Origin of the sequence: Neptuniibacter sp. SY11_33 (assembly GCF_047778025.1) — a bacterium.
GTDB lineage: Bacteria > Pseudomonadota > Gammaproteobacteria > Pseudomonadales > Balneatricaceae > Neptuniibacter.
This window is the reverse complement of record NZ_CP180543.1, coordinates 1,924,965-1,951,762: the sequence shown is the minus strand read 5'-3', so window position 1 is coordinate 1,951,762 and position 26,798 is coordinate 1,924,965. Positions and strand designations below refer to the sequence as shown.

Sequence of the window (26,798 nt, the reverse complement as noted above, 5' to 3'; positions counted from 1 at the left end):
ACTTAGTAATCAAAGGGTGATATATCGCCTGAGTACTCGAGCTTATTTCCACAATGATTGCAGTAGGATGCGCTTGCTTTTTGCTCGTTGCCACAAGCTTTGCAATTTACCTTAATAGAATCCCGTTTCGCACGTTGGTCGATCACATCTGCCATTTTATCTTTTAAGTCGGCACTGCACTCCAGATTGTTTTCTTGAATGATATTCCATAGGGATTCAGTGATCACTGACAGTGTTTCTAGCTTTAGTTCTAAGGCGTTGATTCGTGCCGAATTGATCTCAGACTCAAGCGTTGGTCTAGATTCTAAGGTTTTTTCGACAGAAGCTGGATCTTGGTCGTTCATGACAGTGTCTTGTTCAGCTAAAACGGTAGATTTTGGATTGGTAAGTGTAATCGCTTGTCATGATAAGCGATAGGGGGAAGGTATAGCTCTCTAAATGGTTTTAAAGAGCTATCGATCATCTTGTCTATTCTTCGTCTAGAAAGTACACGGAACCTTGAAGGAGGAGCGCTTTTAATAGCTGTAGGTTTTCTTCAGTGGGTTCTATCTGTTCATGATAAAGGTTGGCGCAAAGACTTTCGGCCAAAGTTACTTGTCCTTGAGAGCATGCACAGCCTTTGCCATCAACGAACAAAATAAAATGATCGTCTAGTCGGTTAAAAGCAAAGCGTGATCCCTCACTGCGACAAAGTGGTATTCCGGCTACTAATAACTCGGCGATCTCTTCTTCATCCATTTCGCAGACTTGTTCTGCGCCATGCTCCGGATTCTTTGGTTCAGTCATAAACTGACCAAACCAGTGAGTCAGTAGTTCAGGGCTATCAATGTATTCCTTCAACGTTGACTTTACACGCTCCAAGGCTTCATCTGTAATTTCGCCAGGGTTGGCTTGTAGAGCAAGATCAGAATCGCTATAGCGGTCTTCAGCTTTTGTAATATCTGACAGATAATCGGTAAAGCCAGACATCATCTCTTGATGAGATGGCGCTCTAAAGCCTACTGAATAGGTCATGCAATCATCGCCAATAGCAAAACCGTTATGACCAACACGTGGTGGAACATACAGCATATCGCCAGGCTGAAGGTCCCATATGTGTTCGGGTTCCCATTCAGGCAGAATCATCACAGGAACGTCCGGGCGACGTGGCGAATCTTCACCGTATATACCGCCCACTTCCCAGCGTCGGGTGCCTGAAGCTTGGATCAGAAAGACATCGTAATTGTCGTAATGTGGTCCCACGCCGCCACCGTCAGCTGCATAGCTGATCATAAGATCATCTAGTCGCCAATTTGGCACAAATCGGAAGTGCTCGAGTAGCTCGTTTGCTTCAGGGATCCAGTGATCGACCGATTGCACGAGTAGGCTCCAGTGCGAGTCGGGAAGTTCCGCGAAAGTTTCTTCCTGCAGAGGACCGTGCTTTAAAGACCAATCCTTACCGTCCGGTGACTGTGTTATCAGACGTGATTCTACGTCTTCCTCTAATGCCATGCCGGCTAACTCGTCAGCCGTAACAGGGGGCTCAAAATTAGGGAAAGCGTTGCGAATAAGTAAAGGCTTCTTCTGCCAGTATTCAGCTAAAAATGTTTCTACGCTGATGTCACCAAACGGAGATTTCACTAGTCAATTAACTCCATAAGCTGTTCGATTGCTTCTTCCATTTCAGCGTAAACTTTACGCTTGTCGCGATTAGCTAGAGCAGCAAGCTTATTGTTGCCAACTTTCTTTATGCCTTTCTGCAGAGTTGTAGCGCATTCACGGATGCCAGCGGCGTTGTAACCAACCGTCTTGGACTCTTGGTGCATCTTATCGATGTTGTCGCGAAGCTCGTTAGCCTGTTTTAGTAGTGCTTGTAAATTCTCTTCCATCTTTTGGCCTTGTCGTAGGTTATATAGTTGTAATTATTTTTTTAGTTTTACGACCGTTTCTTCAATTGAAGTTAAAATGCCGCGAAGCATATTCAGCTCAGTTTTCTCAGGACGTGAGCGATTGAAGTAGCGGTGTAATTTTTCCAGTACTTTACCCTCATGCTGAGGGATGATGAAATCGGTCAAACGTAGCACTTTCTCTAGGTGCTCGTAGAACAGAGCCATCTCTTTATGGCGAGGGTATTCGCTTTCGATTTCGTTATAGCTTTTGTTTTCCGCTGCCATAAAGATCTCGTAGCAAAGCAGTTGGATTGCTTGAGATACGTTCAGCACTGGGTACTCAGGGTTAGCAGGGATGTAGACATGGTAGTTACATTGCGCTAATTCGTGGTTATGAAGGCCCATAGTTTCACGACCAAATACGATAGCCACTTCACCTGATTTAGCTTCAGCTACTACACGTTCCGCGCCTTTGCGTGCATCTAGTAGAGGGCGGTCGAAAGTGCGTTTAGTGCGCGCACTTGTACCAATTACTAGCTGGCAATCGGCAATCGCTTCTTCAAGGGTGTTAACGACGATAGCGCTATCTAATAAGTCTTTTGCGCCAGCGGCGCGAGAATCAGCTTCTGCGCTTGGGTATTCTTCCGGTTCAACCAGATAGAGTTTGCTTAGCCCCATGTTTTTCATAGCGCGTGCCGCTGCGCCGATATTGCCGGGGTGGAATGTATTGATCAGTACAACTCGAACGTTAGATAACATTTTTAATGGTTCTCACAATGAATCTACAAAACGATTCAGATCATAAATGAATCGCTCTTTATGCCATAAATGCGGAGAGTGGTCGGATTTCTCATAAATATGCAATTCCGAGCGCTCAATATTCTCATTAACCCACTGTTGTAGCTCGGCGCTATAAAACTGGCTTTCATCGCCGTAGATCAGCAGGGTAGGTAGTTTAATACTAGATACAACGTCACGATAATCTTGCTGGGTAATGCTATCCCAGCAGCGGGTTAGCAGATCGCCAGGTTGCTTCTGCAGATATTTACGCATCTGCTGGAAGCCACGAGAGTTTTGCTCGTAATTTTCTCTGGAACGTTGATTTTTACCAAAGGCAATCAGCTCAAGTACTGCCTCAGCGAAATTTTCGGTCAGGCGGTGAATGAAGGCGCTGTTGGATGCTTGCGAGAAACCACTGTATACACCGTGCTGCCATTCATCATCGGTGATTAGTTTTGGTGATTGATCGACAATGCAAAGCCCGCGGAGTCGTTTATGACCGTGCCGACGTAAGTATTCCCAAGAGGTTAATGCTCCCATAGAGTGTCCAACGAGGACTGCATCTTCTATCTGAAGGTGATCTAGCATGGCTTCTAGATCATCTGCCATAGAGGGCAAGCTAATATCGCTTTCTTCACAATATTCGTGGGTTCCATGCCCACGAGCGTCCCAGCTTACCACACGGTGGTTTTCTGCAAGCCCAGAAGCAAAAGGGAGCCATTCACGAACACTAGCCGTCCAGCCGTGAAGAAAAACTAAGGTAGTTTCACCTTCACCGAGAGAGATGTAATGGATCTCAGTGCCGTCTGGTCGTGTGAAGTGTTCCATGGGGTTAATCTATGCCTTATATAAAAAACGGGGCTATAGCCCCGTTTCATAAAACTGATTATTTAGATCAGCTTAGATCTTTTTAGCTTGGTCAGCAGCGTTGCCGATGTAGCTATGAGGAGTCAGTTCTTTAAGTGACTGCTTAGCTTCTTCTGGCATGTCCAAAGTATCAACAAACGCTAGGATTGTTTCTTTACTCATGTCCTGACCACGAGTTAGCGCTTTTAGCTTCTCGTAAGGCTCTTCGATAGCGTAACGACGCATTACTGTTTGGATAGGTTCTGCTAGAACTTCCCAAGCATTTTCTAGGTCTTCGTTCAGCTGAGCCGGGTTAAGCTCAAGCTTGCTAATACCTTTAAGGCTAGACTGGTAAGCGATCAAGCTGTAACCGAAACCTACGCCCATGTTGCGCAGAACAGTAGAGTCGGTTAGGTCACGCTGCCAGCGAGAAATCGGTAGTTTCTGCGCTAGATGGCTCATGATTGCGTTTGCAATGCCCAAGTTACCTTCGGAGTTTTCGAAATCAATTGGGTTAACTTTATGCGGCATAGTGGATGAGCCAACTTCGCCTGCAATAGTTTTCTGCTTGAAATAAGCCTGAGAGATGTAGCCCCATACGTCACGATCGAAGTCGATCAGAATCGTGTTGAAACGAGCAACTGCATCGAAAAGCTCAGCGATGTAGTCGTGTGGCTCGATCTGAGTTGTATATGGGTTAAAAGATAGGCCAAGGCTTTCAACGAAGTCTTTAGCGTTCTGTTCCCAGTCGATGTCAGCATAAGCAGATAGATGAGCGTTGTAGTTGCCAACCGCGCCGTTAATCTTGCCTAAAAGCTCAACATTCTGAAGCTGTTTGATCTGACGCTGCATGCGGTAAGCAACGTTAGCCATCTCTTTACCAACAGTTGTTGGAGAGGCAGTCTGACCGTGAGTACGTGAAAGCATTGGTTGCTCAGCAAATTCACGGCCCATCTTAGCGATTTCGTCAGTTACTTGCTGCATCTGTGGAACTACAACATCAAGACCGTTTTTCAGCATAAGTGCATGAGAAAGGTTGTTAATGTCTTCAGATGTGCAGGCAAAGTGAACAAATTCATTGATCGCCATTAGCTCGGCGTTATCTTTGAACTTGTCTTTAATGAAGTACTCAACCGCTTTAACGTCGTGGTTGGTAGTACGTTCGATCGTTTTAACAGCCTGAGCGTCTTCAGGGCCGAAGTTATCAACGATCGAGTTCAGCAGAGCATCAGCTTCAGAACTTAACGCTGGAACTTCAGTGATTTGTGGATGCGCAGCTAGTTTTTGTAACCAGCGAACCTCAACTTCAACGCGGAAGCGAATCAGGCCATATTCACTAAAAACATCACGCAGGTCAGCTGTTTTGCTGCCATAGCGGCCATCAACCGGAGAAACGGCTGTCAGTGCAGAAAGCTCCATGAATCGATCTCTACCTTTTAGGTTAAAAAGAAGGCGCGCATTATACCTGAGTCGTGGGACTTTTCGTAGGGGTATATGGATAAAGGGCGGCGCAAGTTCTAAGCTTAAATTGTCGCTACACAATATAGTTAAATTTAGCTGAAATTGAGGAGGGTAGTTATATGACTATGTCTGTTACCGGCTCCTTTGGGTCCAGCGACCAAACCAAACTGGTATTTGATGACCTAATGGCTAATGGAGTGCCAAGAGAGCAAGTGTTTATAGATAAAAGCTGCAATATGGTAAAAGTATTGATAGCTGACGCTGCGGAGAGTGATATCGAAGCTATGCTTCGTAGTCATGATGCAAATGAGTTATCGGTTCGTCACGCGTAACTTTGTAATCGATACATAAAATAGATAGGTAAATAAAAACCGGATGCTTTAACGAGCTATCCGGTTTTTTGAATTATCTAAATACCGTCACCTCTTATGAGGTTTCCATAATCTTTTTAAGGGAAGGGCGTAGGCGAGATTTGAAGAACAGTAACTGCCAGCGTTTACCGCCTTTCTGACGCCATAGCATTGCACTACGAATACCAGCTAATAGTAGCGCGCGTATCTTTGCTGCGTTTTCACTGTTTTGTAGATGACGCGGGTCGCCCGTCACTTGGATACGAAAACTAAAGCTACTAATCGTATCTTGGTAAAGGCTTGCGATATTTGCGATTACATTTGGATGACAGTAACTGCTCGCAGTTGGCTCGCTATCTGGTTGATCAGAATTAAAGTAGCGTGCTTGCTCAGATACCTGAGCTAAACGTTGCGCTACATTATTTAGCATCTCTGGGTCGCTACTAAGCTTGCGCTCAAGGTGCATCATGCTCAGCGCATAGCGAATAACATCTTTGTTATGTTCTGCTCGCGGCTTATCAATCAGGTCTCTTAGGTTTTGCAGACCTAAATGTAGATTGAATGGCAGGTCGTTAGCGCCGCCGTAAATCTCTTCGGTTGATGCAGGGTTTAACTGCATAATGCTATAGACCGATGTTTCTAAGCTGTCTTGAGCAACCATGCCCCTTGTCGCAATTTGTTCAACGAGAGCGGCTGCTTGGAATAAACCAGCTAGGCCCAGTGCTTGTTCGTCATGCTGTCGTGACATTGGGGCCTCCTAGTCGTCTTTGCCTGTATGTTCGATAACACCACCACCTAGGCAGATGTCTTCTGCGTAGATAACTACGGATTGACCAGGTGTAATAGCACGTTGAGCTTCTGCAAAACGAATCAAGTAACCACTGTCACCATGACGCTCGATCGTGCATGCCTGATCGGTTTGACGGTAGCGTACTTTGGCTGTGCAGGTATATGGCAATGCTGGCTCTTCATTATTGATCCAGAAAATTTCGTCTGCTGTAAGCCAATCGGTAAATAACAGATCATTTTGTTTGCCTTGAACTGCAATTAAAACATTACGATCCAGATCTTTACCTGCTACGAACCATGGCTCTTCTGGGTAATCTTTAAGACCACCGATCTGAAGCCCTTGGCGCTGTCCTATGGTGTAGTACATCAAGCCAGAATGCTCGCCAATCACATCGCCCTTAGGTGTTTCGATTTTGCCTGGCTGGGCCGGTAAGTACTGCTTGAGGAAGTCGCTAAATCTGCGCTCGCCAATAAAGCAGATACCGGTACTGTCTTTCTTGTTGTGAGTGATTAAGTCATGCTCTTCAGCAAGTTTACGAACTTCAGGTTTTTCTAGTTCGCCTACAGGGAAGAGGGTCTTTTCAATTTCGACCTGACCTACTTGATGCAAGAAGTAGCTCTGGTCTTTATTTTTATCTAGCCCTTTTAATAGACGTGTTTTGCCGTCACGATCACCGCGGCGGACATAATGGCCGGTTGCGATGTAATCTGCACCAAGTTCGACTGCATATTCAAGGAAGGCTTTAAACTTGATTTCACGGTTACATAAGATATCAGGGTTAGGTGTACGGCCAGCTTTGTATTCCTCTAGGAAATGCTCAAATACATTATCCCAGTACTCAGCAGCGAAGTTGGCTGTGTGCAGATAAATGCCAAGCTTGTCACAAACTGCTTGGGCATCAGCGAGATCTTCTTTGGCGGTACAGTATTCAGTGCCATCATCCTCGTCCCAGTTTTTCATGAACAGGCCTTCTACTTGATAGCCTTGTTGCATTAATAGTAATGCTGAAACGGATGAATCTACGCCGCCGGACATGCCGACGATCACTTTGGTATTGCTGTGATCAGTCATGTGTTTTTTCAGTTAATTGCTATATTCGTGTATCAGATCTAAAGGGTATTGCTTACCGGCTAGGTAATCATCAATACATTTCAAAACCATTGGGCTACGAAGTTTGTCCGTATGAGCGACAATCTCGTCGCGTGTCATCCAGACAGCGCGAATGATGCCTTCATCGAGTTCACGCTCTGGTTCGTGCTTGATTGCTTCCGCATAGAAGCAAGCGCGATGGTAAGTTGTATTGTTGTTACCAGATTTATAGACGTAAAACCCTGTTAGATATTTAGGGCTTACATGCCATGCAGACTCTTCTAATGTTTCTCTGCATGCGGCTTCTATAAAGGTTTCGCCTTCTTCGATATGGCCCGCAGGTTGATTGAAAACTATTTCACCTGAAGATCTTTCTTCTACCAAAAGGAACTTGCCTTCCATTTCTACGATGACAGCAACTGTTGCGTGTGGATGCCAATCCATCATATTCCTCGGTAATTACTCCAATATTTATTGGATAGATGACTCAAAAATTAGTTCGACACAATACCATCAAACCAGTGTTTTTAATAGGTTATAAGCCTATTGAACATTGCTTCTTTAATAGCTTTTGGTGGTATGATTTCAGTATCAATTTAGAGAGGAATTACCATGGCAACAACTCAAGTGATTGTCGCTACAGACAATTTTGATATTGGCGCACTGTCGGAAAGTGTAAGGGCTGATGATGCGACCAGTGGGGCCATAGTCACTTTTACTGGAATCGTGCGCGAATTAGAGATAGCTGACAATCAGCTGGATGCACTATTCCTTGAGCATTATCCAGGTATGACCGAAAAAGCGCTTGAGAAGATAGCAAGTCAGGCACGTGAACGCTGGGAGCTCGGTAATATTGTCATTTATCATCGAGTTGGCCGTTTAGACCTTAACGAGAATATCGTTTTTGTTGGGGTCGGTAGTGCCCATCGAGTTAATGCTTTTGAAGCAGCTCAGTTCATAATGGATTACCTAAAGAAAGATGCACCATTCTGGAAGAAAGAGATTTCTAATGAAGGTGAGAACTGGGTAGAGCAAAAAGACAGCGATCTAAAAGCCGCTGATTCTTGGTGAATACGGCAGAACAAAGGGATAAGCGGATGGTAACTTGTTACTTACGCTATGTAATCGATCCAGACAAAGTCGCAGAATTCGAGTGCTATGCAAAGCTATGGATTCCACTGGTTAACAAGTTTGGTGGTCAACATCATGGCTATTTCCTGCCGTCTGAGGGGGCTAACAACATCGCGTTAGCATTGTTCAGTTTTCCAAGCCTCGCGGCATATGAACAATACCGTATAGATTCCTTTAAAGACACTGAATGCATGGCTGCATTTGATTATGCCAAGCAGACCAAATGCATCCAGAGTTATGAGCGAAGCTTTTTTAAGCCTGTGTTTGGAAACTGATCTGTACGCTGGTTAAGCCCAGTGCACGCAGTTACGTCCATTTTTCTTGGCTTTGTATAGAGCTTGATCTGCCTTTTCGAGCAGCATGTCATCTGTATGTGTCAGATCATTTAACTCTGCAATACCAAAAGTCGATGTTACAGATGATTTAAGTGTATTAGCTTCTTGAAAGTATTGGCGAATCCGCTCAGTAATTTCTGCAGCTTCTTCTGAGGTTGTATCAGGGAAGCAGATAACAAATTCATCTCCTCCAAATCGACCTACAAAATCGCCTTTCCTGATGTTGTTACGCAGTATTTCAGCAAATGAAATTAAGATATTGTCTCCAGCGAGATGCCCTAAAGTGTCGTTTACCTGTTTAAAGTGGTCTAGGTCGCATACACAAAGGCTTAATGGGGCCTCTTGTTCTTCTGCTTGTGACAGTGCTTGGTTTAACTCTTCAAAGAAATGACGTCGGTTATATAGATCGGTTAGAGGATCGTAATTAGCGAAGTAACTGATTTTTTCGATCGCTTTTTCACGGCTTTTCATAATTTGGCTAATAAGCATCAGCATGATGGTGCCGAGAGAGAAAACGAAAAGTGTAAAAATTACGACACCTTTTATTATTTGGGCTTCATGCCTTTCAACTGCATGAGCAGAATTCTGAGTAAATCTTTGAAGTTCGTCCCTTAAAGAAATGAGTTCTTCTGTGAGATCTTTTTCTTCCGCAGTCAAAAGGGTTATGAGCTCAGGAGGGTAAGCTTCACGGCTTTCTACATTGTGGGATATCATTTGTAGAACTTGATTTTGGTACTGATCATGCTCAGTAATAATCTGCTGAAGAAGCTGGTCAATTTTAGACATTTTGAGTCGTGTAATCTCCCGAGGTGAATGCAGCATAGGCTTTAACAATAATTGCAACTTCTCGGTTGTTTGAGAAAAACGGTCGCCTGTTCGAATAAAACTGTTTTGTAGTATTGGTATCACTTTGTTGCGATGAATTGACTCTAACTGATGTAGCTTTTCGATCAATAGAGTTTGTTCAAATTGTCGATCAATCAAAGGAAATAGCTCTGCCACAAGAGGTATGTCTTTATTGGCTACTTCGTAAAACTCAGCTTTTACTTGATTCATCTGCCAGTAGGAAAATGCACCGTTAACAAGAATTAGGATGGCAATTACCGATGCAAGTAAAAAAATCAGTTTGTTTTTTTTCTTATGATTTTCAGGGAATTTCATTAACTTTAATATCCGACGTAATAAAGTGAGTCGCGAGTAGAAAGAGCAGTATTGCTTATTCCTATTCTGAACTAGAAAGCTTAAATAAACCTTAAAAATAGAGATAAATCATTAACATTATTAATGGCTTATGGGTGAAAGGTCACACTCTGCTTGCTTTCTTAGCCTCTGTGTTAATCTCTGGAATAGTCCGGATTTAAGGCTCCAGATATGCCAATAAAGCGGGACTTCGATAAACCTTCCTGGGGTCATATCAACTACTTTTCCTGAAGCCTGTAACTCTTTACTTTGCTGATCTGGCACCATGCCGCAAGCGTGGCCTCGAATGATGATATTGAAAAATGATTCAGTAGAGGGAATACGGTGTTTCGGATATTCGTTTGGACCAATCTTAAAATTGTCTTTTAGATATCTGTTCTGAAGTTCGTCCTTATTGTTAAATTCAGCAACAGGGGCGTTGTAAAAATCTTCGGTGTTTATGCCGTCTGGAAAGTATTGATTGATGTAATCGGGGCTGGCTAGGCAGCGATAAATCATGACACCAAGTGGAATACAACTGCAGCCTTGCATTGGTTTTGGATTAGAACTGATGCACCCGATCACTTGACCTGTTTTAAGAAAGTGATGAGTCTGATCTTGATCGTCCAGTTTTAGATCTAGAAGGATTTTTTCGTCATCAAGCAGCGGTTTTACCGCGTCTAAAAACCAAGTAGCTAAGCTATCTGCGTTTAAGCCAATAGAAATTTTCGTAAAGCCATCCGATTGCTCAAGTGATATCTGTTCCTGTAGTTCTGCTTGTAGCAGAGATACTTGGTGGTAATGCTTCAGTAACAGCTGCCCAGCCGTTGTCGCTTGTATAGGCGTATTTCTGATAATCAGTGTTTGCCCAACACTGTCCTCTAACTGTTTTAAGCGCTGAGATACAGCTGATTGAGAGATGTTGAGCTTCTCTGCGGCCTTATCAAAATTACCTTCTTCGAGAATTGCTGCAAGTGCTTGGAGTTGTTTGTAATCAATCATTAGAAAAACTTATCAATCATTAGAATTATTAGTTTTACTGGCTTGTGAAAGTCTAGCACTATGCCTGCCATTATTCAGGGGGCGGTATGGTATCTATTTTCACAGGCGCGGCTTTGGCAGCATTGATAAAGGGCTTAGCGACAAGTGCAGGCCTTATAGTTGCGATGGGAAGCCAAAATACCTTTGTATTTACTCAAGGTTTACGTCGTCAGTTTCACTGGCCGATAGCAGCCTTGTGCGCCCTGATTGACATGATTTTGATCGCTGTTGGGGTGGCAGGTATGGGTATCCTGATCGCCCAATCAGAGAGCTGGATGTTCGCAGCTCGGATTGGCGGGGCGGTTTTTCTGTTTGTATATGGCGCTCAGTCCCTGCTCAAAGGTTTAAAACCGCAGGTAATTAAAGAAAATGAAATGGTTTTGGGTGGTTTAGGTAAAGCCTTGATCGTTACTTTGGTGATTACACTGCTCAATCCCCATGTGTATTTAGATACTGTGGTGCTTTTAGGGAGTATTGGGGGGCAATACCCAGCGCCTGAGAGAGTATGGTTTGCTATAGGTGCGATGGGTTTTTCATGCTTTTGGTTTTGGCTACTGGTGGCTGGAGCAAAGGTTTGTCAGCCAATATTCAATAATCCAAGAGCATGGCAGGTTATGGATCTGGCTATTTGGCTAACCATGTGGGCCATTGCGGTAACACTGCTCTGGCCCATCATGTTTAGTCATTCAGGTTAATGCTGAGGGTCTAAATCTTTTGGCTTTTCATTCGGCCAGTGCTGGTGGCGATTAAAGCGTTTTTCCATATAGCGGAATAAAAGCACCAAAAGGGCACTGATAATTAGATAGATCACACCGGCTGCGAAGAATATTTCGAGCGGCGTATAAGTTCTAGCGATGATTGTGCGTGCCATTCCCGTTAGATCGAGTAGTGTGATAGTGCTGGCTAGGGCGCTGCCTTTGAGCATTAGGATCACTTCATTGCCATAGGCAGGCATCATAATGCCAAATGCGCGAGGTAGGATGATACGTCGCAACATAAGTGGGTAGCTCATGCCTAAGGCTTTAGCGGCTTCAATCTCGCCTTTAGGGATAGATTGAATAGCGCCACGAAGTATTTCAGCGATATAAGCCGCAGTATGGAGCGCAAAGGTGATGATGGCACACCAGTAAGGTTCTTTAAGGATGGGCCAAAGCGCAGAGTTCTTAATGAATTCAAACTGAGAAGCACCGTAGTACACCAAGAAAATCTGTATCAATAACGGTGTACCGCGGAAAAAGAAAATATAAGCAAGAGGAAATGCTTGTAACCAAGGGCGACTAGAAACACGCATAAGTGCTAATGGTACTGCCAGCATAAGGCCAATAAAGCCGGATAATAGAACCAGCTCTAAAGTTAATAGTGCGCCTTCTAATAGGCGAGGGTAGTTTTCGTAGATTACTTCCCATTCCCAACTCATGCTCGTGCTCCTTTATAACCACGATTAGCTTTTCGCTCTAGGTAATGTAAGCCGATCATTGAGATTGAAGTCATGAGGAGATAAACCACTGCTGCAGCTAAGTAGAAAGTAAAAGGCTCTTTTGTATTGCCAACCGCAACGGTGGTTTGGCGCATGAGTTCGTTAAGGCCTATAACAGAAACCAGTGCAGTATCTTTTAAAAGAACTAAGAATAGGTTACCTAATCCGGGTAAGGCCAAGCGCCAAACTTGTGGCAAGGTAATGCGGCGAAATGTTTGGAAGCCTGTCATGCCAAGGGCAACAGCTGCTTCTTTTTGGCCCTTAGGGATCTCTTGAAGTGCGCTACGGAACACCTCTGTGGCATAAGCGCCAAACGCGATACTTAATGCGATGACACCGGCTACAAATGGGCTTAGCTCAATATATTCGTCATAACCGAACAGGCTGGCTATCTCCATCAAAACGGCAGATGAACCAAAATAGATTGTCAGGACGAGTAGTAATTCAGGCATGCCCCTAATAAACAGGGTGTAACCATTGCCAATAGCGTTAGCAAATTTGTATTTAGATAGCTTTGCACTTGCACCCAAAACCCCGAAGACGAGGCCAATGACTAAGCTGCAAATAGCTAATTGAACGGTTATCCAAGCGCCACTAATTAAGAGGTGCCCAAAGCCCTGAAGATCCATATAGAGATACCTGATGAAACAGGAAAAGCAGGTTTTATCCTGCTTTTCCCTAGTTTTCAGTGTTTAAGCTTAGTAGATAGAGAATGGGAAGTACTTAGCGTTAATCTTTTCGTAAGTACCGTTCTCAATGATCGCTTTTAATGCTTGGTTGAACTTGTCTTTCAATTCAGCATCGCGTTTGCGGACTGCGATAGCGATCTTGTCGTTAACATCGATCTTATCGCCACGAAATTCGAAGTTTTTACCTTCTTCGGTTTGTAACCAATCGTAAGCCGGTAGTTTGTCAGACAGGATCGCATCCAAACGCCCGCTCGCTAGATCTAGGTAAGCGTTACCTTGAGTGTCATACAATTTGACTGAAGCTTTGTCTGAATAGTTATCTTCTAGGTGCTGGCCTGCAATCGTTGCGCGTTGTGCACCAATGGTTTTGCCTTTTAGGGCGTTTGGATCGAAATCGCCATCTTTACCGCTGACAAAACCAAGAGAGTTTGAGTAGTAGTGATCAGTAAACGCGACGACACGTTGACGCTCTGGTGTGATTGAAAGGCTGGCAATGATTGCATCGTACTTACGTGCTTTTAAGCCAGGAATGATGCCGTCCCAATCTTGAGCAACGATTTTGCAGTCAGCTTTCATCTCTTCACAAAGCGCTTTAGCAATATCTACATCAAAACCTGCTAGTTCGCCATCAGCATTAATGGTGTTGAAGGGCGCGTATGCACCTTCAGTAGCGATACGGATTTTATCGCCAGCAAAGGCAGGTGCTGCCAGAGTAGAGACAACAAGTGCTGTTGTTGTAATTAATTTCTTAAATCCCATCTTATGATCCTCGCGGAATATTTATTGTTAGTTGCAGGCTGGATTAGAAATGACTGCTTAAAAATGCTTTGCAGCGTTCAGATTTAGGATTGGTAAACACCTCATCAGGTGTGCCCATCTCCTCAATTTGGCCTTCATGTAGAAATACAATTTTGCTGGATACTTCACGGGCAAAACGCATCTCATGGGTGACGATCAACATCGTGCGTCCTTCAGCTGCGAGGTCTCGCATAACATTTAGCACTTCTGCGACAAGTTCTGGATCAAGTGCGGAGGTTGGTTCGTCAAAGAGTAAAACTTGGGGTTCCATCGCCAATGCACGTGCTATAGCGATGCGTTGCTGCTGGCCTCCGGATAACTGGTTAGGATAGCTATCTCGTTTATCGTATAAGCCCACTTTTTTTAGATAGGTTTCTGCTTTATCTCTAGCAGTTTGCTTATCTTGTTTAAGGACATGAATTGGGGCTTCCATGATATTTTCGATCACGGTCATATGAGGCCAGAGATTGAAGTTTTGAAATACAAAACCAATCGATGCACGGATTCGTTCTAACTGCTTTTGATCCGCTGTTTGCAAACCTTCATCTTTGGTTTGCTTAAGCTTTAATGGCTCAGATGCAAAACTAATGCTTCCTGCGGAAGGGGATTCAAGTAGGTTAAGGCAACGTAGGAAGGTACTTTTGCCTGAGCCGCTAGACCCCAAAATTGAGATCACATCGCCAACTTCAGCTTGTAGTGAGATGCCTTTAATAACCTCCAAAGCGCCATAGCTTTTATGAAGGTCTTGTATTTCCAGAGCGAGCTTTGCGTCAGCCATAAAATCGGTACTCCAGTGTACCTTTTTAAACGAAAGCGGCGAATTACAGCAAAATCAGATAGTGTTCGCAATGGCAGATTGATCAAATGATCATGAATAAATTTGTTAATCTATACATGTCTGCAGCCCTTTAAATACGGGGCCTTTGGTGTATTAGTGGATTCTACTGTTTGAGCCGTTTTAACGGGATTCATTACTGATCAATCTGCCAAAGACAGGTAATTCCACTAAACTAATTTTAGGCAAAAAAATTAAGGAAATTTGATGATTGTGGATATAAATTGTACAGATGTAATCCAAGAGGATGAGGTTGTTGCACTGTATAAGGCTAATGAGTGGTCATCTGCAGAAAAGCCAAAAGCGCTTTTAGCAGCATTAAGAAATTCACATAGTTTAATTACTGCTCGGATCGATGGCAGGCTAGTTGGCTTAGCCAATGCTATCTCAGATGGGCATCTCGTCGTCTATTATCCGCACATGCTGGTGGATCCAGATTTCCACCGATGTGGCATCGGTAGCAAGATCATGCAGGTGATGAAAAAACGTTATAAAGGTTTCCACCAGCAGATGTTAACCGCTGATGGTAATGCGATTCGGTTTTATAAATCCTTAGGGTTTGAGAAGGCGGGGGAAACGTCATCCATGTGGATCTATGAAGGAAATGAACACTAAGCATCATTCTCAGCCATCATAGCGATAGCCAATACCATGGACGGTCGTGATTATCTGCGGATGTTTTGGATCTAATTCAATTAGTTTTCTTAGCTTGGAAATGTGTTGATCTAGTGTCCTGCTGCTTGGTAGGTAGTTTCGGCCCCAGCAGTAATCAAATAGCATATCCCTTGTTACGACCTTGCCTTGCTCCTGATGAAGTAGTTCCAGTATTTTTACATCACGTAGGGTTAGCTCAATCTTATGACCCTCTCGCTCTGCACGCATTTGCTCAGGGTAAACTACGAGATCAGCCAGCTCGAACTGATTCTTAGGGGCTTGGGTTGACGAACTCCCTTTAGGCGCGCAGCGACGTATCACGGCTCTAATACGCGCGATCACTTCTCGAGTGCCAAAGGGCTTTTTGATGTAATCGTCCGCGCCTAGCTCTAGACCAAGTACTTGATCAATCTCTTCAGATTTGGCGGTAATAAAGATAACGGGAACTTGTTCATCGAGCTGTCGGATCTTTCTGCAGGCGGCATAACCGTCTAACTCCGGCATCATAATGTCGAGTAAAACCAGATCTGGATTATGTTGAGCAAACAGCACCAGTGCATCGGCACCATTAGACGCTTCAATGCAGGTGTAACCTTCATCTTCTAATAGATCACAAAGCCCAAGCCTGATATTTAGATCATCTTCAGCGATCAGGATTTTCATTGTTAAGACTCCCTGTGATGACTATCAGGTGTATGTAGCTCTAGACGGAAACAGGTCCCTAGTTCGCTAGGAATAATGACCAGATCACCACCATGTTTTCTAGCCATCTCTCTGGCAATACTTAGACCAATACCTGTGCCAGATACACCGTCACTTAATTTATTACTGATACGGTAGAAAGGAGAGAAAACGCTCTCCCAAAGGGATTCAGAGATCCCTTCACCGGCATCTTGGACTTCTATATAACTTTGCTGGTTATCGCTGCAGCAGCGGATCTGTATGGCACCTGTTTGAGGCGCATACTTTTCACAATTGCTTAGTAGGTTATTTAAGATCTGCTCAATGCAGTTCTGATCTAACATCACTTGTTTATCGCATTGCAGATCTAATTCAACAGACAGACCATGTTGAGTTAAAGAGGGCATAAATACATCGATTGTATGTTCAACGCACTCTTTTAATGTCCCCGGTTGCAGGTGCAGTGGCTTAGGTTCTTTACCAAGCTTCGAGAAGGTCAGGACGTTTTCTATCAAGCGTGATAGGCGCTGGCTTTCACTATTAATTACCGAGAGATAGCGCTGAGCTTTGCTATCTTCGTCATCAAGTTTTCGCTCAAGCATCTCCGCATACATCCGAACATTCGTCAGGGGCGTTTTTAGCTCGTGGGAGACTTGATTAACAAAGTTTACTCTTTGCTCGGCTAGACGTGTTGTTCGTGTATGTTCTCTATAGATCAGCCAAGCAAGGATTAATAATCCAGACAGCGTGAGTGAAAGAATAGATAATTTCTCGATCCAATTAGAAGTTGGTTTGATTAAGTTAGGGGAGTAATACTCTAATTTCCAACTACCTAGAGGATGGCTCAGTGGAAGGCTATCCAGAGGCTTGAGCTGCTGAGTCTCGATTGTGGGATCGCCCCATTCGTAATGTACTTCACCACGACTGTTGATCAAGGCAATTGCTTGATTGCTGGTTTCTTGCTCATTACTGGTTGGCAAAGAGTTGATTAGATCTGACAGCAATCGAGCACTGTTAATAGAAAAGCCTAATAGCGCACCCTCTGAATCTTTACGCCAATAGATATGTTGCAGCTGACTGTTATTAAACCAAGCAATCCAACCCGAATCGATAAACGATATAGAAGGCGTTGTGGCCAAAGGTTCGGCGGAGGTTATAGCAATCTCGGCTACGCTATCTGCTGCAATGTTTGACGCTAGTTGGCGCGGAGCTGCTAGCTCGATCCGTTTTGATTCTGGGGCAGCTTTAAGTTGTGCGCTATAAGGGCTAGCCGCTAGATTTATCTGCTCAGGTGCTTTGTTTTGAATTTGGAATATATCGGGTGACGAACGTAGGCGTTTAGTTGATTGTAAAAATGCAATTTCACTTGGGTTCTTGGATGATTCTGATGGAAAAAGTGTTGTGCCTTCAGCGGAGATCACAAATACCTGTTCAATATATGGGCTAGATTGGCTCAGAGTCTTAAGCGTTGTTTCTGGGTATTGAGCATCTTTGCTTTGCAGTAGTAGTTGGGATTCAGCATTGAGTGCTTGTTCTAAGTTTTGGAAATGATTCTGGAACTGTTGATCAATCTCTTCCAGTTTGATTTCAACCAGCCCTTCGATTTGATGAGATAGAAGGGCTTGTTGGTTCGTTTCTAGACGAGCCGCTAACCAACCTAGTATGACGACAGGGATTAAAATTAGGCTGATTAGCAGTAGGATCGTCTTATTCACAATAGATTCTCAGTTAACTAAACGGTTAGTAGCTTTGTTGCTTAGCGCGTTTATATTGACGTTCTTTAAGCTCTTTACGTTTTTTACCCCATTCCTGTTCATCATCAAGCTCTTCCGCATCTTGTAGCGCTTCTGCTTTCTGTTCTAGCAGTTTAGGGGAGGCTAGAGAGGTACCTAAGTTATCTAGATAATCAGCGCTTTGCTGCAAAATAGATTTTGCGCCCTCAATATCACCTTGGTCACGTTTCTGTACTGCTTCACGGTTTAGTTCATTCGCGACCTGTTCTGCTGCGGCTTCATAAGTACGGGTATCGATCGCGTCCTTAGCTTCCTGTTCGGAGCGAGTAAAGTTTGCTGCAACCGAGCTAGAAAGGGCTTCTTTACGTTTGTTTAGAAGATCTAAGTAGTTTACATCGACATCGACTAAGTTGATGCTGCTCTTATCCTGTTGAGAAGGTACCTCTACCTCCAGAATAATAAACTTCTCTTGTTCGCTATATAGCTGGTTCAAGCGTGTTTTAACCATATTGCCTTCGATTTCAGCTTCACGTCCGATAATGCGCAATGGTTTTACGCCGTTTAAGCAGCGGATATGAATATCAACACCTTGAGCAACCACCGACAATACATCACCAAATTCGTATTGGAATACTCGTGCTAGGTCATCAGCGTTCTCTACAAAGGCGTGATTGCCATCGCTAAAGCCGGCAAGCTGAGTCATTAAGTCCTCGTTATAGCCAAGGCCAAGACCTATAGTCGTTACACTCATGCCTTCTCTAGCTAAAGAGAGGCCAAGTTTACCTAGCTCATTGGGTGTGCTTGGACCTACATTGGCTAAACCATCGGAAAGTAGAATGACACGGTTAACTTTATTTAGATCGAGAAACTTACGTAGTTCTTGTGCGCCTTTGCTGACACCGGCAAATAGCGCGGTGTTACCGTGGGCTTGGATCTTATTGATTGCGCGAGCAATACTGTTGCTATCGCTAACCTTTGTAGCCGGTACAACAACATTAACGCGGTTGTCGTAACTCACAACAGAAACAATATCGTTCTGATTTAGGCGATTGATCGCCATGATTGCAGCTTCTTTTGCACGATACAGCTTTTCGCCCTGCATTGAACCGGACTTATCCAGAACAATCGCAATATTGGCAGCTACACGTTGTTGCTGACTTTCTTGTTTAATACCCTCTAAAGAGATCTTGATAAATGCGTTGTGGTTTTGTTCAGCCGTCATCACCGGTGTTGCTAGATTGATATTTAGATCTACCTGTTTTGCAGTGGCAGTTTGACTGAGTAGGGGGCCTGCAACCGTCAGAAATGTTGCTAGCAGAATTTTGGGTAGGCGGTGCGCTTTCATGATGTTCGTCCTTTATTAACCTTAATCACATGCTGCAAATTTAGGTCAGTTCCGCCTATAGAAAGTCAGATAGATATATAGAAGTTGTAAAAGATTTGTAAAAACCTCGCAAGCTGTTTGTTACAAACCGTTTAGTCGATAGCTGATTCAGATCAGTATCCCCAGTTTCTACTTGTTACATAATGAAAGTTACGCTGTAAAAATAACTATAATCAGGAGCTTCATATGACGCTCACCAGTGAACTTATTTGGCAAGACCAACAGCATCAAGTTCTGTTTGAACTGATCGATGAGATTAAAGCAGAGCAGGTTGATGTATCTACTTTTACTCGCCTTCATGATTATGCAGATCACCATTTCTGCTTAGAAGAAGCGTACATGCAAGCGTTGAACTATCCAGACTTTGGTGTCCATCTTCAAGCGCATAATAAATTCCGTGCTGAACTTAAAAAGATGCTGGATGACCATCACACTTATGACGCACAGCTAAGAGATATGCTTTCTGACTTTCTTACTGAGTGGCTGAAACGCCATATTTTCGGTGTAGATAAGAAGCTCGAAGCTTATATTATGGAATCAAAAGTGAAATAAGCATTTGTAAATTAGATGTTAAGGTCTTGTGTTCGTACTTGGCTTGTTTTAACTTCAAGCCTTCACCATTTGCAGTGAGTGCGAACGATGCCATTAATCTGTATTAAATCTTTACCTTTTGAAGATGAATGCGATATCCCAAATATGATTAAAGGAATAACTACAGACTTGTCGCGCGCCACTGATATCAGTATCGAACATATCACTGTTACTTGGGAATACATTCCTTCCCGTCATTACGCTGTTGCTGGCCTGATGCCTGCAAGTCAGCCGCAAAATGGTAGTCATCCTATCCTTGTAGATCTTCATGCACCGAGCTTCCATAAAATGGACAGTGTTGAAGCGATGATGCAGTCGGTTGCCTTCTCTATTTCTAAGCGAAGCGGCGTCTCTTTTAGCAATATCTTTATCAATTACCGTAAAGTCGCTTCTGGTCATGTATTTGATCACGGCGATGTGGTTCGCTGGAAGTAAATCTGTCTTCTCAGGCATTTTCGTGATTTTGTATTAGAGTTTTAGTTACTCGCATACTTATTTTCTCTATTTATAAGTCTTAAAGTTTAAATCTCTCTTAGGGTATTTATTGTGTTTTCACGTCGGTTCTTTTTGAAAAGTATGGGGGTGCTGGCAAGTGGTATTGCACTAAGCAATGGTAGTCATGCGCGTGAATCCAGTTCTGAGATAACATTGTCCATGCCCGATGAAAGTGCGCCACATGAGCGAACGTGGATGGCGTTTGTTGCGAATGACTATGTTTGGTCGCGCAGGCAAATTCCTGAAGTAAAGCGAAATCTAATTGATATCGCGCGAACCATCGCCAAATATGAGCCCGTTTCTATGCTGGTGTCGTCTTATGATATTGATGAAGCGACAGAGTTACTCGGTAATGTTACAGAGCTAAATCATAAGGTAGAGCTAATCGAATTTGATGTGGATGATCTGTGGCTACGGGATACAGGCCCTACCTTTGTCAAAGGTTCGGATGGTCAAAAGTACGCAATCGACTTTAACTTTAATGGTTGGGGCAATAAACAGGATCACGAGCTTGATGCACAAGTGGCTGGGTTTATTGCTAAACAATCTGGCGCTATCGCAGAAGAATCCTCGCTTGTATTAGAAGGTGGCTGCTTTGAGGTGGATGGAGATGGTACTGCTATTATGACTCGCAGCTGCATCGTCAACGATAATCGCAACCCTGGCGTGAGTGAGCAAGCAATCGAAGGTGAGTTAAAAGAGCTACTAGGACTGAAAAAAATTATCTGGCTAGATGGTATAAAAGGCAAAGATATTACCGATGGTCACACTGATTTTTACGCGCGATTTATCAAACCAGGTCAGGTGTTGGTAAGCCGGGATAACTATCGAGAGTCGTATGACTACGACATAACGCGGGAAAACATCGAAGTATTACAGAACAGTATCGACGCCCAGAGTCGTAAGTTAGATCTAGTCATCATCGATACGCCAGATATTATTGATGAACGTTTCGGCGCGGATGATTTTGCTGCAGGTTACATTGGTTACTATGTTTGTAATGGCGCTGTGATCGCACAAAAGTTTGGCGATAAAACCGCCGATAATAATGCACGTAGTATTTTAGAAGAGGCTTTCCCTGATCGAGTGATCGAGCAGATTGCTATTGATGGTATCGCTTCGGGCGGCGGCAGCATCCATTGTGCGACTCAGCAGGAAATTAAGCTGTAACCTCACAATGGTAAGAGCCCTATTTGATAGTAGCTTGAATTAGTATTTGGCAGTTTGAAACTAACTAAGCGGCTATTAAATAGGACTCTCGTCCTTTGTGTTTATCTTTACGTTTGTAAGCGCCTTTACCTTTTTTAGCTTTGACCACTTGGGATTTAAAAATCTTTGAAGTGACTAATGCTGCTAAGTGATTTTGTTTAATCTTTCCTCTACCTGTATCCACCTCATGGGTTGAGGATACGGTTGTTTTCGTTTTCATACCTGTGTCCTTGTTAATGTAATTAGACGTTCTCCAATTGCAGAAGCTGCATTATACCGCTGATTGGCTATAATGCGCCGCTTAATTGATAAACGCTTTTTCTATAAACACTCATTTATAAGCAACAGGAATTACTGTGCAGCTGTTACGCATCGATTGTCTAGGCAAAACTTTACGTCTTGAAGGTTCAATGGCTGGATGGCAGGCCCTGTATTGGGATAATCAGTTAGTGTCTCAGATAGCGGCGAGTGCAGATCCTGCTGAGAGTACAGAGCACCGTTTTGCTCTGATGACGGGAACAGGCGAAGAGATTGAATGTGTTCTAACTTTGTCACTCACTTGGCAGCCATTCAATCTGGAATATGAGCTAGCAGTTGCAGATCAGAAGCTTGGAAGTGGTGAGCTAGCCGAAAAGGATATCGAAACCCAAGTGGTTGAGAATGTCGTTAAACAACCAAATAAGATCAGCATACTGGGTATGGCATCTTTAGGCCTTAAGCTTTTTAAAAGCGCAAAGGTCATCAAGGTGCTGTTTGCTGCAGGAAGTTTGGCGGCGTATAGCTGGTTATTCTCCTTTGAATTCGCGTTAGCACTGATCCTTTGTTTGGTCTTCCATGAATATGGCCATGTTCGGGCCATGAAGCGTTTTGGATTAAAGACCAAAGGGATTTATCTGGTTCCGTTTTTGGGTGGTTTGGCTTTATCTGATGATCGCATTAACACCCGTTGGCAAGATGTCTATATCTCTATCATGGGGCCGGTATTTGGCTTATTTCTATCCGTAGTTGCTCTGGTTCTATATTGGTTGACGGATATTGAAATGTTGGCAGGGATTGCAGCATTCAATGCATTGTTAAACCTGTTTAATTTGCTGCCTGTGTTACCGCTAGATGGTGGCCACATTCTCAAGAGTATAGCTTTTTCGGTTAATTCTGTTTTTGGCTTAATCATTTGTGTAGTCGGCGCATTAGCTGGCGTGGTAATCAGCTATTACTTTGGTATGGCGCTGCTAGGCTTCTTGCTGGCTGTGGGTAGTATCGAGATTGTGCTCGAATGGAAACACCGTCACAGTAGTCAGCTATTGCCGTTGGCACGCTATGGTCAGGTAGTATCAGCACTCTGGTACTTCGCTACAGTAGGTGGTTTATGTTGGGTGATCTGGATCTTAGGCCAACAAGGTAATAGTGCACTTGCTCTGCCATTACAAATTCTTGGAAGTTGATTATGAAGTTTGACACTTTGCCTTTGTGCGAGAGTTTAATCGCAGCCATTAATACCGCAGGTTATAGCGAAGCAACACCCGTACAAGCTGAAGCGATACCTGTCATTCTATCTGGTAAAGATCTCCTTGTCGGTGCACAAACGGGGACAGGTAAAACTGCTGCCTTTGCGCTGCCCATCTTGCAATCCATTCTGACCGATCCTGAATTTAGTAGTGATCAAAACAAAAGGCTCAAAGCTTTAGTGTTGGCGCCCACACGGGAGTTAGCGCAGCAGGTGAATAACAGCTTTAAGAAATATGCCAAAGGAACTGGGTTTAGATCAGCCGTAGTTTATGGCGGCGTAGGCATTGGTCCTCAAGTTGATCAAATCAAGAAAGGAATAGATGTGCTGGTGGCTACGCCCGGTCGCCTATTGGATCTACATAAAAAGAGAGCCGTAAATCTTAGGCAGGTCACTCATTTGGTATTTGATGAAGCTGACCGTATGTTGGATATGGGCTTTAAAGATGAGATTAAAGCAGTTTTAAGCAAGTTACCTAAGCGCGACGTACAGCCACGGCAGGTACTGCTTTTCTCGGCGACCTTAAGTGATTCCATCTATCGCTTTAGTAAGAACTTGTTAGATAAGCCTGAGCGTATCGAAGTCGATCAACGTAATTCCTCTGCAGCTGATGTCGAGCAAATCGTTTATAACTGCGACCCTGATCGTAAGTCAGCGATTGTCAGTCACTTAGTCGAAAAGCATGACTGGTCACAAGTGATTGTCTTTTGTAATACAAAGCAGGGCGCAGATAAATTGGTAGAGGCTCTTAAACAAGCGAATATATCCGCCGATGCCATACATGCAGATCGATCACAAAAGCTGAGGGAAGAAGCTTTAGAACAGTTTAAACAGGGGCTCCTTAAGGTTTTAGTGGCTACGGATGTGGCAGCACGAGGCATCGATATAGAAAGCCTTCCAGCCGTAATCAATTACGAAATGCCATTTAAAGCAGCTGATTATATCCACCGTATTGGAAGAACAGGTAGAGCAGGCAAGAAGGGCGTTGCTATCTCATTGTTAATAGAAGAGCAGAATCATCTATTGGAAGAGATCGAAGTCTTGTTGGATACACGTTTACCGCAGCAGTGGTTACAAGGTTTTGAGCCGGATCTGACTCGGGAAATTGAGATAAGTCGAAACAATACAAAGGCCGCGCAGAAAAGACGTGCTAAAAAGCGCGCTTTTAAGAGATAAAAAAAGCTCCGGTAGCGGACAGCATTCCATACCAGAGCTTTGGGGGACGCTTTAAATATCAAAAATCAGAGCTTAGATACCAACGCCTAGGGCTTTTACTGTATCGATATTGATATATTTATCAGTCGGTAGCTTCTCATCACGCTGGAAGTTGTTTACCGCACTCATAGTGTCACTGCCTACAACACCATCAATCTGACCTGGGTTATATCCTTTTGCAGCCAAAGCGCGTTGGATATCCATGATCGTAGCTTGTGTCATATTGGTTTCACAAAGAATCGAACGCCATTCCATAAAGCCAGCTTTGTCGATCTTGCTTAGCGATACAGTCTTGTACTCAGCAGGAATCACTGTACGTTTTTCAGAAGCCGCGGAAACTTCCTTAGTAACGGTGACAGTTTCATACTTGGCTGGAATTTCGATCTTCTTAGTTGTTGCTTCTTGAGCTACAACTTGGCGAGTGATTGTTTTGTACTGGGCAGGGTGCTCAGTCAAACAGATCTGATTGCCAGTACGCGTGCTTGCAGGATGCTCATGGTTATGAACTTCGTGCCATGTAAAACCAACATCAGCAACTTTCTTAGTTACAGCTACGTCTTTGTACTTCGCAGGGATTGTTTTACGAATCTCACGCGCTTCAGATACCAACTCTTTAACCTTAACTGTTTTGTATACAGCTGGGATCTCGACAGTACGCGTAGTGGCAGGGCTTGCTAGCACGCGCTTAGTGATAGTTTTGTAGGTAGCTGGTACTTCAACTAGACACATGATCTCGCCAGTTGCTTCATCGATCTTCTGGATTGGGCCTGTGCCTTTTTTCCAAGTTGTGTGAGCAGGTACGTCTACCACCTGCTCAGAAACAGAAGAGTACTGCGCTGGAACCTGTTCGATACGAGAGCTCGCTTCTTTAACTAGTACCTTTTTCTCTACCCAGCGGTATTCAGCAGGTACAGTTTCAACGACATCGTAAGCTTCTTGAACAAGTACGCTTTCGTTAACTTGCTCAAACTTAGCTGGTAGATAGTGTTCGTGGAAACACATACCTGGTGTAGCTGCATTCAAATTAATGCCATGGTTAGCCGCTGCTTTCAGTAGCTCAGAACTCGCTGGTGCACTGCCTTTGTTAAGGGCTACTAACCATTCAGTTCCTGCTTCACGAACAAGCTTCTGCTCAGTAACGGTTTCGTATTTAGCTGGAACAGCAACCATTTTTACGCCAGCAGGCTGAACAAGCAGTTGTTCAGTCACTTTCTCGAAGCGAGCCGGAATAATATCTACCTTCTCGCTTTCCTCTTTAACTAGCATCTGCTCAGTGTAGTTTTGGTAAGTAGGCTCAACCCAAACGCGAGCGTAGCATTCACCAGCTTTAGCATTAGGCGGTAATAACTCATCGCCACCTGCTTGGCTACGTGCCACTGCATCTTGAGCTTGCGCTTCACGTTTAGATACAGCTTTCTCACGCTCTAATAGCGCTTGATTGCGTTGCTCTAATTCTGCTGCAGAGTATGGGGATTGTTGTGGGTTACTCGCACTACATGCTGCAAGTAGGATAGCGCTTGATATTAGACTTAGTTTTGCTGCGCCTTTAGTTGTAATAACCATTGTTCTTCCTGAAGTTGGGTTCATTTGGACAATGGCGATTCTAAAGCTCGAACCTTAAGCTCAGCTTTATGGGATTTTTCTAATGTAATTAAAAACCAGAAAAGCTAAGAGGGGAGTTGGTATTGTTGTGTCAGTGGCTTAGATACCAAATGTAGTGTGAATGTTGGATTTATATACAGTGTTTAATCTGTTTTAAGGATATGTCAGGATAGTACGTCAAATTGACGCTTTTTATCGAAGGTCAAAATCCACTAAGCAAGGAAAGCTTATGTTAATCAAATCGTTACAATACACTTCTAATATTATTTCATGGAGATATATGTCAAATTGACGCGTTTAAACACGTCAATCTGACATATATTTAGCTGTTATGCACTTAAAGGAACACATGGGTATTTTGATTCTTAAATCTATAACTTATGGCGGATTCTTAGGATTGGCGCTTACGATTTTATATGCTGCTCTTACTACAAAGTTCAGTGGCCGGCATGCTATGACAGGGCAGCATGTTGAATTAAGCGGTCTAACTGCAATGTTTGCCAAAATAGGTGAAATAGGCGTTTCACAATTTCTAGTTAGTTTAGTTCCAACATATTTACTAGTTTCTTTTGTCGCTGCACTGGCAATAGGCACATATAAATGGTTCAGCAATGCATAACAAGCAGCTCAACTATGACGCGCTTTGCGCGCCACTTAGCTGAGCGTTAAATGGAATTAGTTATGAGCTTAAGGCAAGAAGCAGAGCAATTAGCAAAAATTTACGTGCCAGTTTTAATTCTAAAAATCCTTCTTGCCTCTGCATCAGCAAGATCTCTTGCTGCGATAGTAGGAGGTATAAACGGAGCTGGGATGCCTGAATGGGCTGTACTTGCATCGAACTGGCTACCACTAATAATGGGAGTAATTGAACCTTTAGCAATAGGTATTTGGTTATACTTCAGGGCAAAGAGTAATGGTTATAACTCATTTCTTTGGCTGCTTTTTGGGCTTGCAGGAAACCTTTTTGCAGCCAGTATCTATTTTTTTGTAAGAGCGTTCGAAGAATACTCATTTAACAAAGAAAGTCATCCGACGCATTCTGCGCGGCAGCTTTAAGCGTT

At 43.6% G+C, this 26,798-nt stretch carries 32 protein-coding genes; 12 read left to right on the top strand and 20 right to left on the bottom strand.

Annotation, left to right across the window (positions count from 1 at the left end):
• Positions 1-2: 2 nt before the first annotated feature.
• The 6 genes from ACMXYV_RS09275 to purB form a co-directional block, all read right to left on the bottom strand.
• Positions 3-344, bottom strand: a complete 342-nt coding sequence (locus ACMXYV_RS09275) for a hypothetical protein (protein ID WP_415888221.1) — start codon at positions 342-344, stop codon at positions 3-5.
• 124 nt (positions 345-468) lie between these two features.
• Positions 469-1,620: a JmjC domain-containing protein gene (locus ACMXYV_RS09270; protein ID WP_415888220.1), complete on the bottom strand. Its 1,152-nt coding sequence runs from the start codon at positions 1,618-1,620 to the stop codon at positions 469-471.
• Positions 1,620-1,868: a hypothetical protein gene (locus ACMXYV_RS09265; protein ID WP_415888219.1), complete on the bottom strand. Its 249-nt coding sequence runs from the start codon at positions 1,866-1,868 to the stop codon at positions 1,620-1,622. Before ACMXYV_RS09265 ends, ACMXYV_RS09270 begins: the two co-directional genes overlap by 1 nt.
• Before the next feature lie 33 nt (positions 1,869-1,901).
• Positions 1,902-2,627, bottom strand: a complete 726-nt coding sequence (locus ACMXYV_RS09260) for an RNA methyltransferase (RefSeq protein ID WP_415888218.1) — start codon at positions 2,625-2,627, stop codon at positions 1,902-1,904.
• Positions 2,628-2,639: 12 nt separating this feature from the next.
• A complete protein-coding gene (locus ACMXYV_RS09255; protein ID WP_415888217.1) occupies positions 2,640-3,476 on the bottom strand; it encodes an alpha/beta fold hydrolase in 837 nt (278 codons plus the stop codon).
• Positions 3,477-3,548: 72 nt separating this feature from the next.
• Complete coding sequence (purB, locus tag ACMXYV_RS09250) at positions 3,549-4,913, bottom strand: adenylosuccinate lyase (RefSeq protein ID WP_415888216.1); 1,365 nt, start codon at positions 4,911-4,913, stop codon at positions 3,549-3,551.
• Positions 4,914-5,074: 161 nt separating this feature from the next.
• On the opposite strand from purB, the gene ACMXYV_RS09245 reads away from it, so the two are divergent.
• Positions 5,075-5,287 carry a hypothetical protein gene (locus ACMXYV_RS09245; protein WP_415881312.1) on the top strand — a complete coding sequence of 71 codons (213 nt, stop codon included), beginning with the start codon at positions 5,075-5,077 and terminating at the stop codon, positions 5,285-5,287.
• 94 nt (positions 5,288-5,381) lie between these two features.
• Here the strand turns inward: ACMXYV_RS09245 and hflD are convergent, their stop codons facing one another.
• From hflD to ACMXYV_RS09230, 3 genes are read right to left on the bottom strand one after another with little or no spacing between them, the layout of a single operon-like run.
• The gene (gene hflD / locus ACMXYV_RS09240; protein WP_415888215.1) at positions 5,382-6,053 is read right to left on the bottom strand and encodes a high frequency lysogenization protein HflD; all 672 of its coding nucleotides are present in this window, start codon (positions 6,051-6,053) and stop codon (positions 5,382-5,384) included.
• Between the two features lie 9 nt (positions 6,054-6,062).
• Positions 6,063-7,166 carry a tRNA 2-thiouridine(34) synthase MnmA gene (gene mnmA, locus ACMXYV_RS09235; RefSeq protein WP_415888214.1) on the bottom strand — a complete coding sequence of 368 codons (1,104 nt, stop codon included), beginning with the start codon at positions 7,164-7,166 and terminating at the stop codon, positions 6,063-6,065.
• 12 nt (positions 7,167-7,178) lie between these two features.
• On the bottom strand, positions 7,179-7,628 hold the full coding sequence (locus ACMXYV_RS09230) for an NUDIX hydrolase (protein ID WP_415881309.1): 450 nt from the start codon (positions 7,626-7,628) through the stop codon (positions 7,179-7,181).
• 168 nt (positions 7,629-7,796) lie between these two features.
• Here ACMXYV_RS09230 and moaE point away from each other — a divergent pair, with 168 nt between their 5' ends.
• Both moaE and ACMXYV_RS09220 read left to right on the top strand, forming a co-directional pair.
• Positions 7,797-8,255 (top strand): molybdopterin synthase catalytic subunit MoaE, encoded by a 459-nt coding sequence (moaE, locus tag ACMXYV_RS09225; RefSeq protein ID WP_415888213.1) that lies wholly within the window; start codon positions 7,797-7,799, stop codon positions 8,253-8,255.
• A gap of 26 nt (positions 8,256-8,281) precedes the next feature.
• The gene (locus tag ACMXYV_RS09220; protein WP_415888212.1) at positions 8,282-8,590 is read left to right on the top strand and encodes an NIPSNAP family protein; all 309 of its coding nucleotides are present in this window, start codon (positions 8,282-8,284) and stop codon (positions 8,588-8,590) included.
• 12 nt (positions 8,591-8,602) lie between these two features.
• On the opposite strand, the gene ACMXYV_RS09215 is transcribed toward ACMXYV_RS09220, so the two are convergent.
• Complete coding sequence (locus tag ACMXYV_RS09215) at positions 8,603-9,811, bottom strand: GGDEF domain-containing protein (protein ID WP_415888211.1); 1,209 nt, start codon at positions 9,809-9,811, stop codon at positions 8,603-8,605.
• Between the two features lie 120 nt (positions 9,812-9,931).
• Positions 9,932-10,831 carry a LysR family transcriptional regulator ArgP gene (locus ACMXYV_RS09210; RefSeq protein ID WP_415888210.1) on the bottom strand — a complete coding sequence of 300 codons (900 nt, stop codon included), beginning with the start codon at positions 10,829-10,831 and terminating at the stop codon, positions 9,932-9,934.
• Between the two features lie 86 nt (positions 10,832-10,917).
• Here ACMXYV_RS09210 and ACMXYV_RS09205 point away from each other — a divergent pair, with 86 nt between their 5' ends.
• Positions 10,918-11,565, top strand: coding sequence for a LysE/ArgO family amino acid transporter (locus ACMXYV_RS09205; RefSeq protein ID WP_415888209.1), 648 nt, complete (start codon positions 10,918-10,920; stop codon positions 11,563-11,565).
• Here the strand turns inward: ACMXYV_RS09205 and ACMXYV_RS09200 are convergent.
• From ACMXYV_RS09200 to ACMXYV_RS09185, 4 genes are all read right to left on the bottom strand, one after another.
• A complete protein-coding gene (locus ACMXYV_RS09200; protein ID WP_415888208.1) occupies positions 11,562-12,287 on the bottom strand; it encodes an ABC transporter permease in 726 nt (241 codons plus the stop codon). The genes ACMXYV_RS09205 and ACMXYV_RS09200 overlap by 4 nt on opposite strands.
• Positions 12,284-12,976 carry an ABC transporter permease gene (locus ACMXYV_RS09195; protein WP_415888207.1) on the bottom strand — a complete coding sequence of 231 codons (693 nt, stop codon included), beginning with the start codon at positions 12,974-12,976 and terminating at the stop codon, positions 12,284-12,286. Before ACMXYV_RS09195 ends, ACMXYV_RS09200 begins: the two co-directional genes overlap by 4 nt.
• 69 nt (positions 12,977-13,045) lie before the next feature.
• The gene (locus ACMXYV_RS09190; protein ID WP_415888205.1) at positions 13,046-13,795 is read right to left on the bottom strand and encodes an ABC transporter substrate-binding protein; all 750 of its coding nucleotides are present in this window, start codon (positions 13,793-13,795) and stop codon (positions 13,046-13,048) included.
• Positions 13,796-13,838: 43 nt separating this feature from the next.
• On the bottom strand, positions 13,839-14,612 hold the full coding sequence (locus tag ACMXYV_RS09185; protein WP_415888204.1) for an ABC transporter ATP-binding protein: 774 nt from the start codon (positions 14,610-14,612) through the stop codon (positions 13,839-13,841).
• A gap of 264 nt (positions 14,613-14,876) precedes the next feature.
• Between ACMXYV_RS09185 and ACMXYV_RS09180 the strand changes: the two genes are divergently transcribed.
• The gene (locus ACMXYV_RS09180; protein WP_415888203.1) at positions 14,877-15,284 is read left to right on the top strand and encodes a GNAT family N-acetyltransferase; all 408 of its coding nucleotides are present in this window, start codon (positions 14,877-14,879) and stop codon (positions 15,282-15,284) included.
• A 9-nt stretch (positions 15,285-15,293) separates the two neighbouring features.
• Here ACMXYV_RS09180 and ACMXYV_RS09175 read toward each other — a convergent pair whose 3' ends face one another.
• From ACMXYV_RS09175 to ACMXYV_RS09165, 3 genes are read right to left on the bottom strand one after another with little or no spacing between them, the layout of a single operon-like run.
• Entirely contained in the window at positions 15,294-15,986 is a 693-nt protein-coding gene (locus ACMXYV_RS09175) for a response regulator transcription factor (RefSeq protein WP_415888202.1), read from the bottom strand.
• A gap of 2 nt (positions 15,987-15,988) precedes the next feature.
• On the bottom strand, positions 15,989-17,719 hold the full coding sequence (locus ACMXYV_RS09170; RefSeq protein ID WP_415888200.1) for a sensor histidine kinase: 1,731 nt from the start codon (positions 17,717-17,719) through the stop codon (positions 15,989-15,991).
• A 25-nt stretch (positions 17,720-17,744) separates the two neighbouring features.
• Positions 17,745-19,082 carry a vWA domain-containing protein gene (locus ACMXYV_RS09165; protein ID WP_415888198.1) on the bottom strand — a complete coding sequence of 446 codons (1,338 nt, stop codon included), beginning with the start codon at positions 19,080-19,082 and terminating at the stop codon, positions 17,745-17,747.
• A gap of 225 nt (positions 19,083-19,307) precedes the next feature.
• Here ACMXYV_RS09165 and ACMXYV_RS09160 point away from each other — a divergent pair, with 225 nt between their 5' ends.
• From ACMXYV_RS09160 to ACMXYV_RS09150, 3 genes are all read left to right on the top strand, one after another.
• Positions 19,308-19,673, top strand: a complete 366-nt coding sequence (locus ACMXYV_RS09160; RefSeq protein WP_415888197.1) for a hemerythrin family protein — start codon at positions 19,308-19,310, stop codon at positions 19,671-19,673.
• 87 nt (positions 19,674-19,760) lie between these two features.
• A complete protein-coding gene (locus tag ACMXYV_RS09155; RefSeq protein ID WP_415888196.1) occupies positions 19,761-20,147 on the top strand; it encodes a hypothetical protein in 387 nt (128 codons plus the stop codon).
• Between the two features lie 111 nt (positions 20,148-20,258).
• Positions 20,259-21,377: an agmatine deiminase family protein gene (locus ACMXYV_RS09150; RefSeq protein WP_415888195.1), complete on the top strand. Its 1,119-nt coding sequence runs from the start codon at positions 20,259-20,261 to the stop codon at positions 21,375-21,377.
• Positions 21,378-21,441: 64 nt separating this feature from the next.
• Here the strand turns inward: ACMXYV_RS09150 and arfA are convergent, their stop codons facing one another.
• A complete protein-coding gene (arfA, locus tag ACMXYV_RS09145) occupies positions 21,442-21,636 on the bottom strand; it encodes an alternative ribosome rescue factor ArfA (RefSeq protein WP_415888193.1) in 195 nt (64 codons plus the stop codon).
• 136 nt (positions 21,637-21,772) lie between these two features.
• On the opposite strand from arfA, the gene ACMXYV_RS09140 reads away from it, so the two are divergent.
• Positions 21,773-22,858 (top strand): site-2 protease family protein, encoded by a 1,086-nt coding sequence (locus ACMXYV_RS09140; protein ID WP_415888191.1) that lies wholly within the window; start codon positions 21,773-21,775, stop codon positions 22,856-22,858.
• A 2-nt stretch (positions 22,859-22,860) separates the two neighbouring features.
• The gene (locus tag ACMXYV_RS09135; protein ID WP_415888189.1) at positions 22,861-24,096 is read left to right on the top strand and encodes a DEAD/DEAH box helicase; all 1,236 of its coding nucleotides are present in this window, start codon (positions 22,861-22,863) and stop codon (positions 24,094-24,096) included.
• Positions 24,097-24,168: 72 nt separating this feature from the next.
• Here the strand turns inward: ACMXYV_RS09135 and ACMXYV_RS09130 are convergent, their stop codons facing one another.
• Positions 24,169-25,698 (bottom strand): peptidoglycan-binding domain-containing protein, encoded by a 1,530-nt coding sequence (locus tag ACMXYV_RS09130; RefSeq protein ID WP_415888188.1) that lies wholly within the window; start codon positions 25,696-25,698, stop codon positions 24,169-24,171.
• A gap of 388 nt (positions 25,699-26,086) precedes the next feature.
• Here ACMXYV_RS09130 and ACMXYV_RS09125 point away from each other — a divergent pair, with 388 nt between their 5' ends.
• Both ACMXYV_RS09125 and ACMXYV_RS09120 read left to right on the top strand, forming a co-directional pair.
• Positions 26,087-26,356: a hypothetical protein gene (locus ACMXYV_RS09125; protein ID WP_415888187.1), complete on the top strand. Its 270-nt coding sequence runs from the start codon at positions 26,087-26,089 to the stop codon at positions 26,354-26,356.
• 62 nt (positions 26,357-26,418) lie between these two features.
• Positions 26,419-26,793: a hypothetical protein gene (locus tag ACMXYV_RS09120; protein WP_415888185.1), complete on the top strand. Its 375-nt coding sequence runs from the start codon at positions 26,419-26,421 to the stop codon at positions 26,791-26,793.
• The last annotated feature ends 5 nt before the right edge of the window (positions 26,794-26,798 follow it).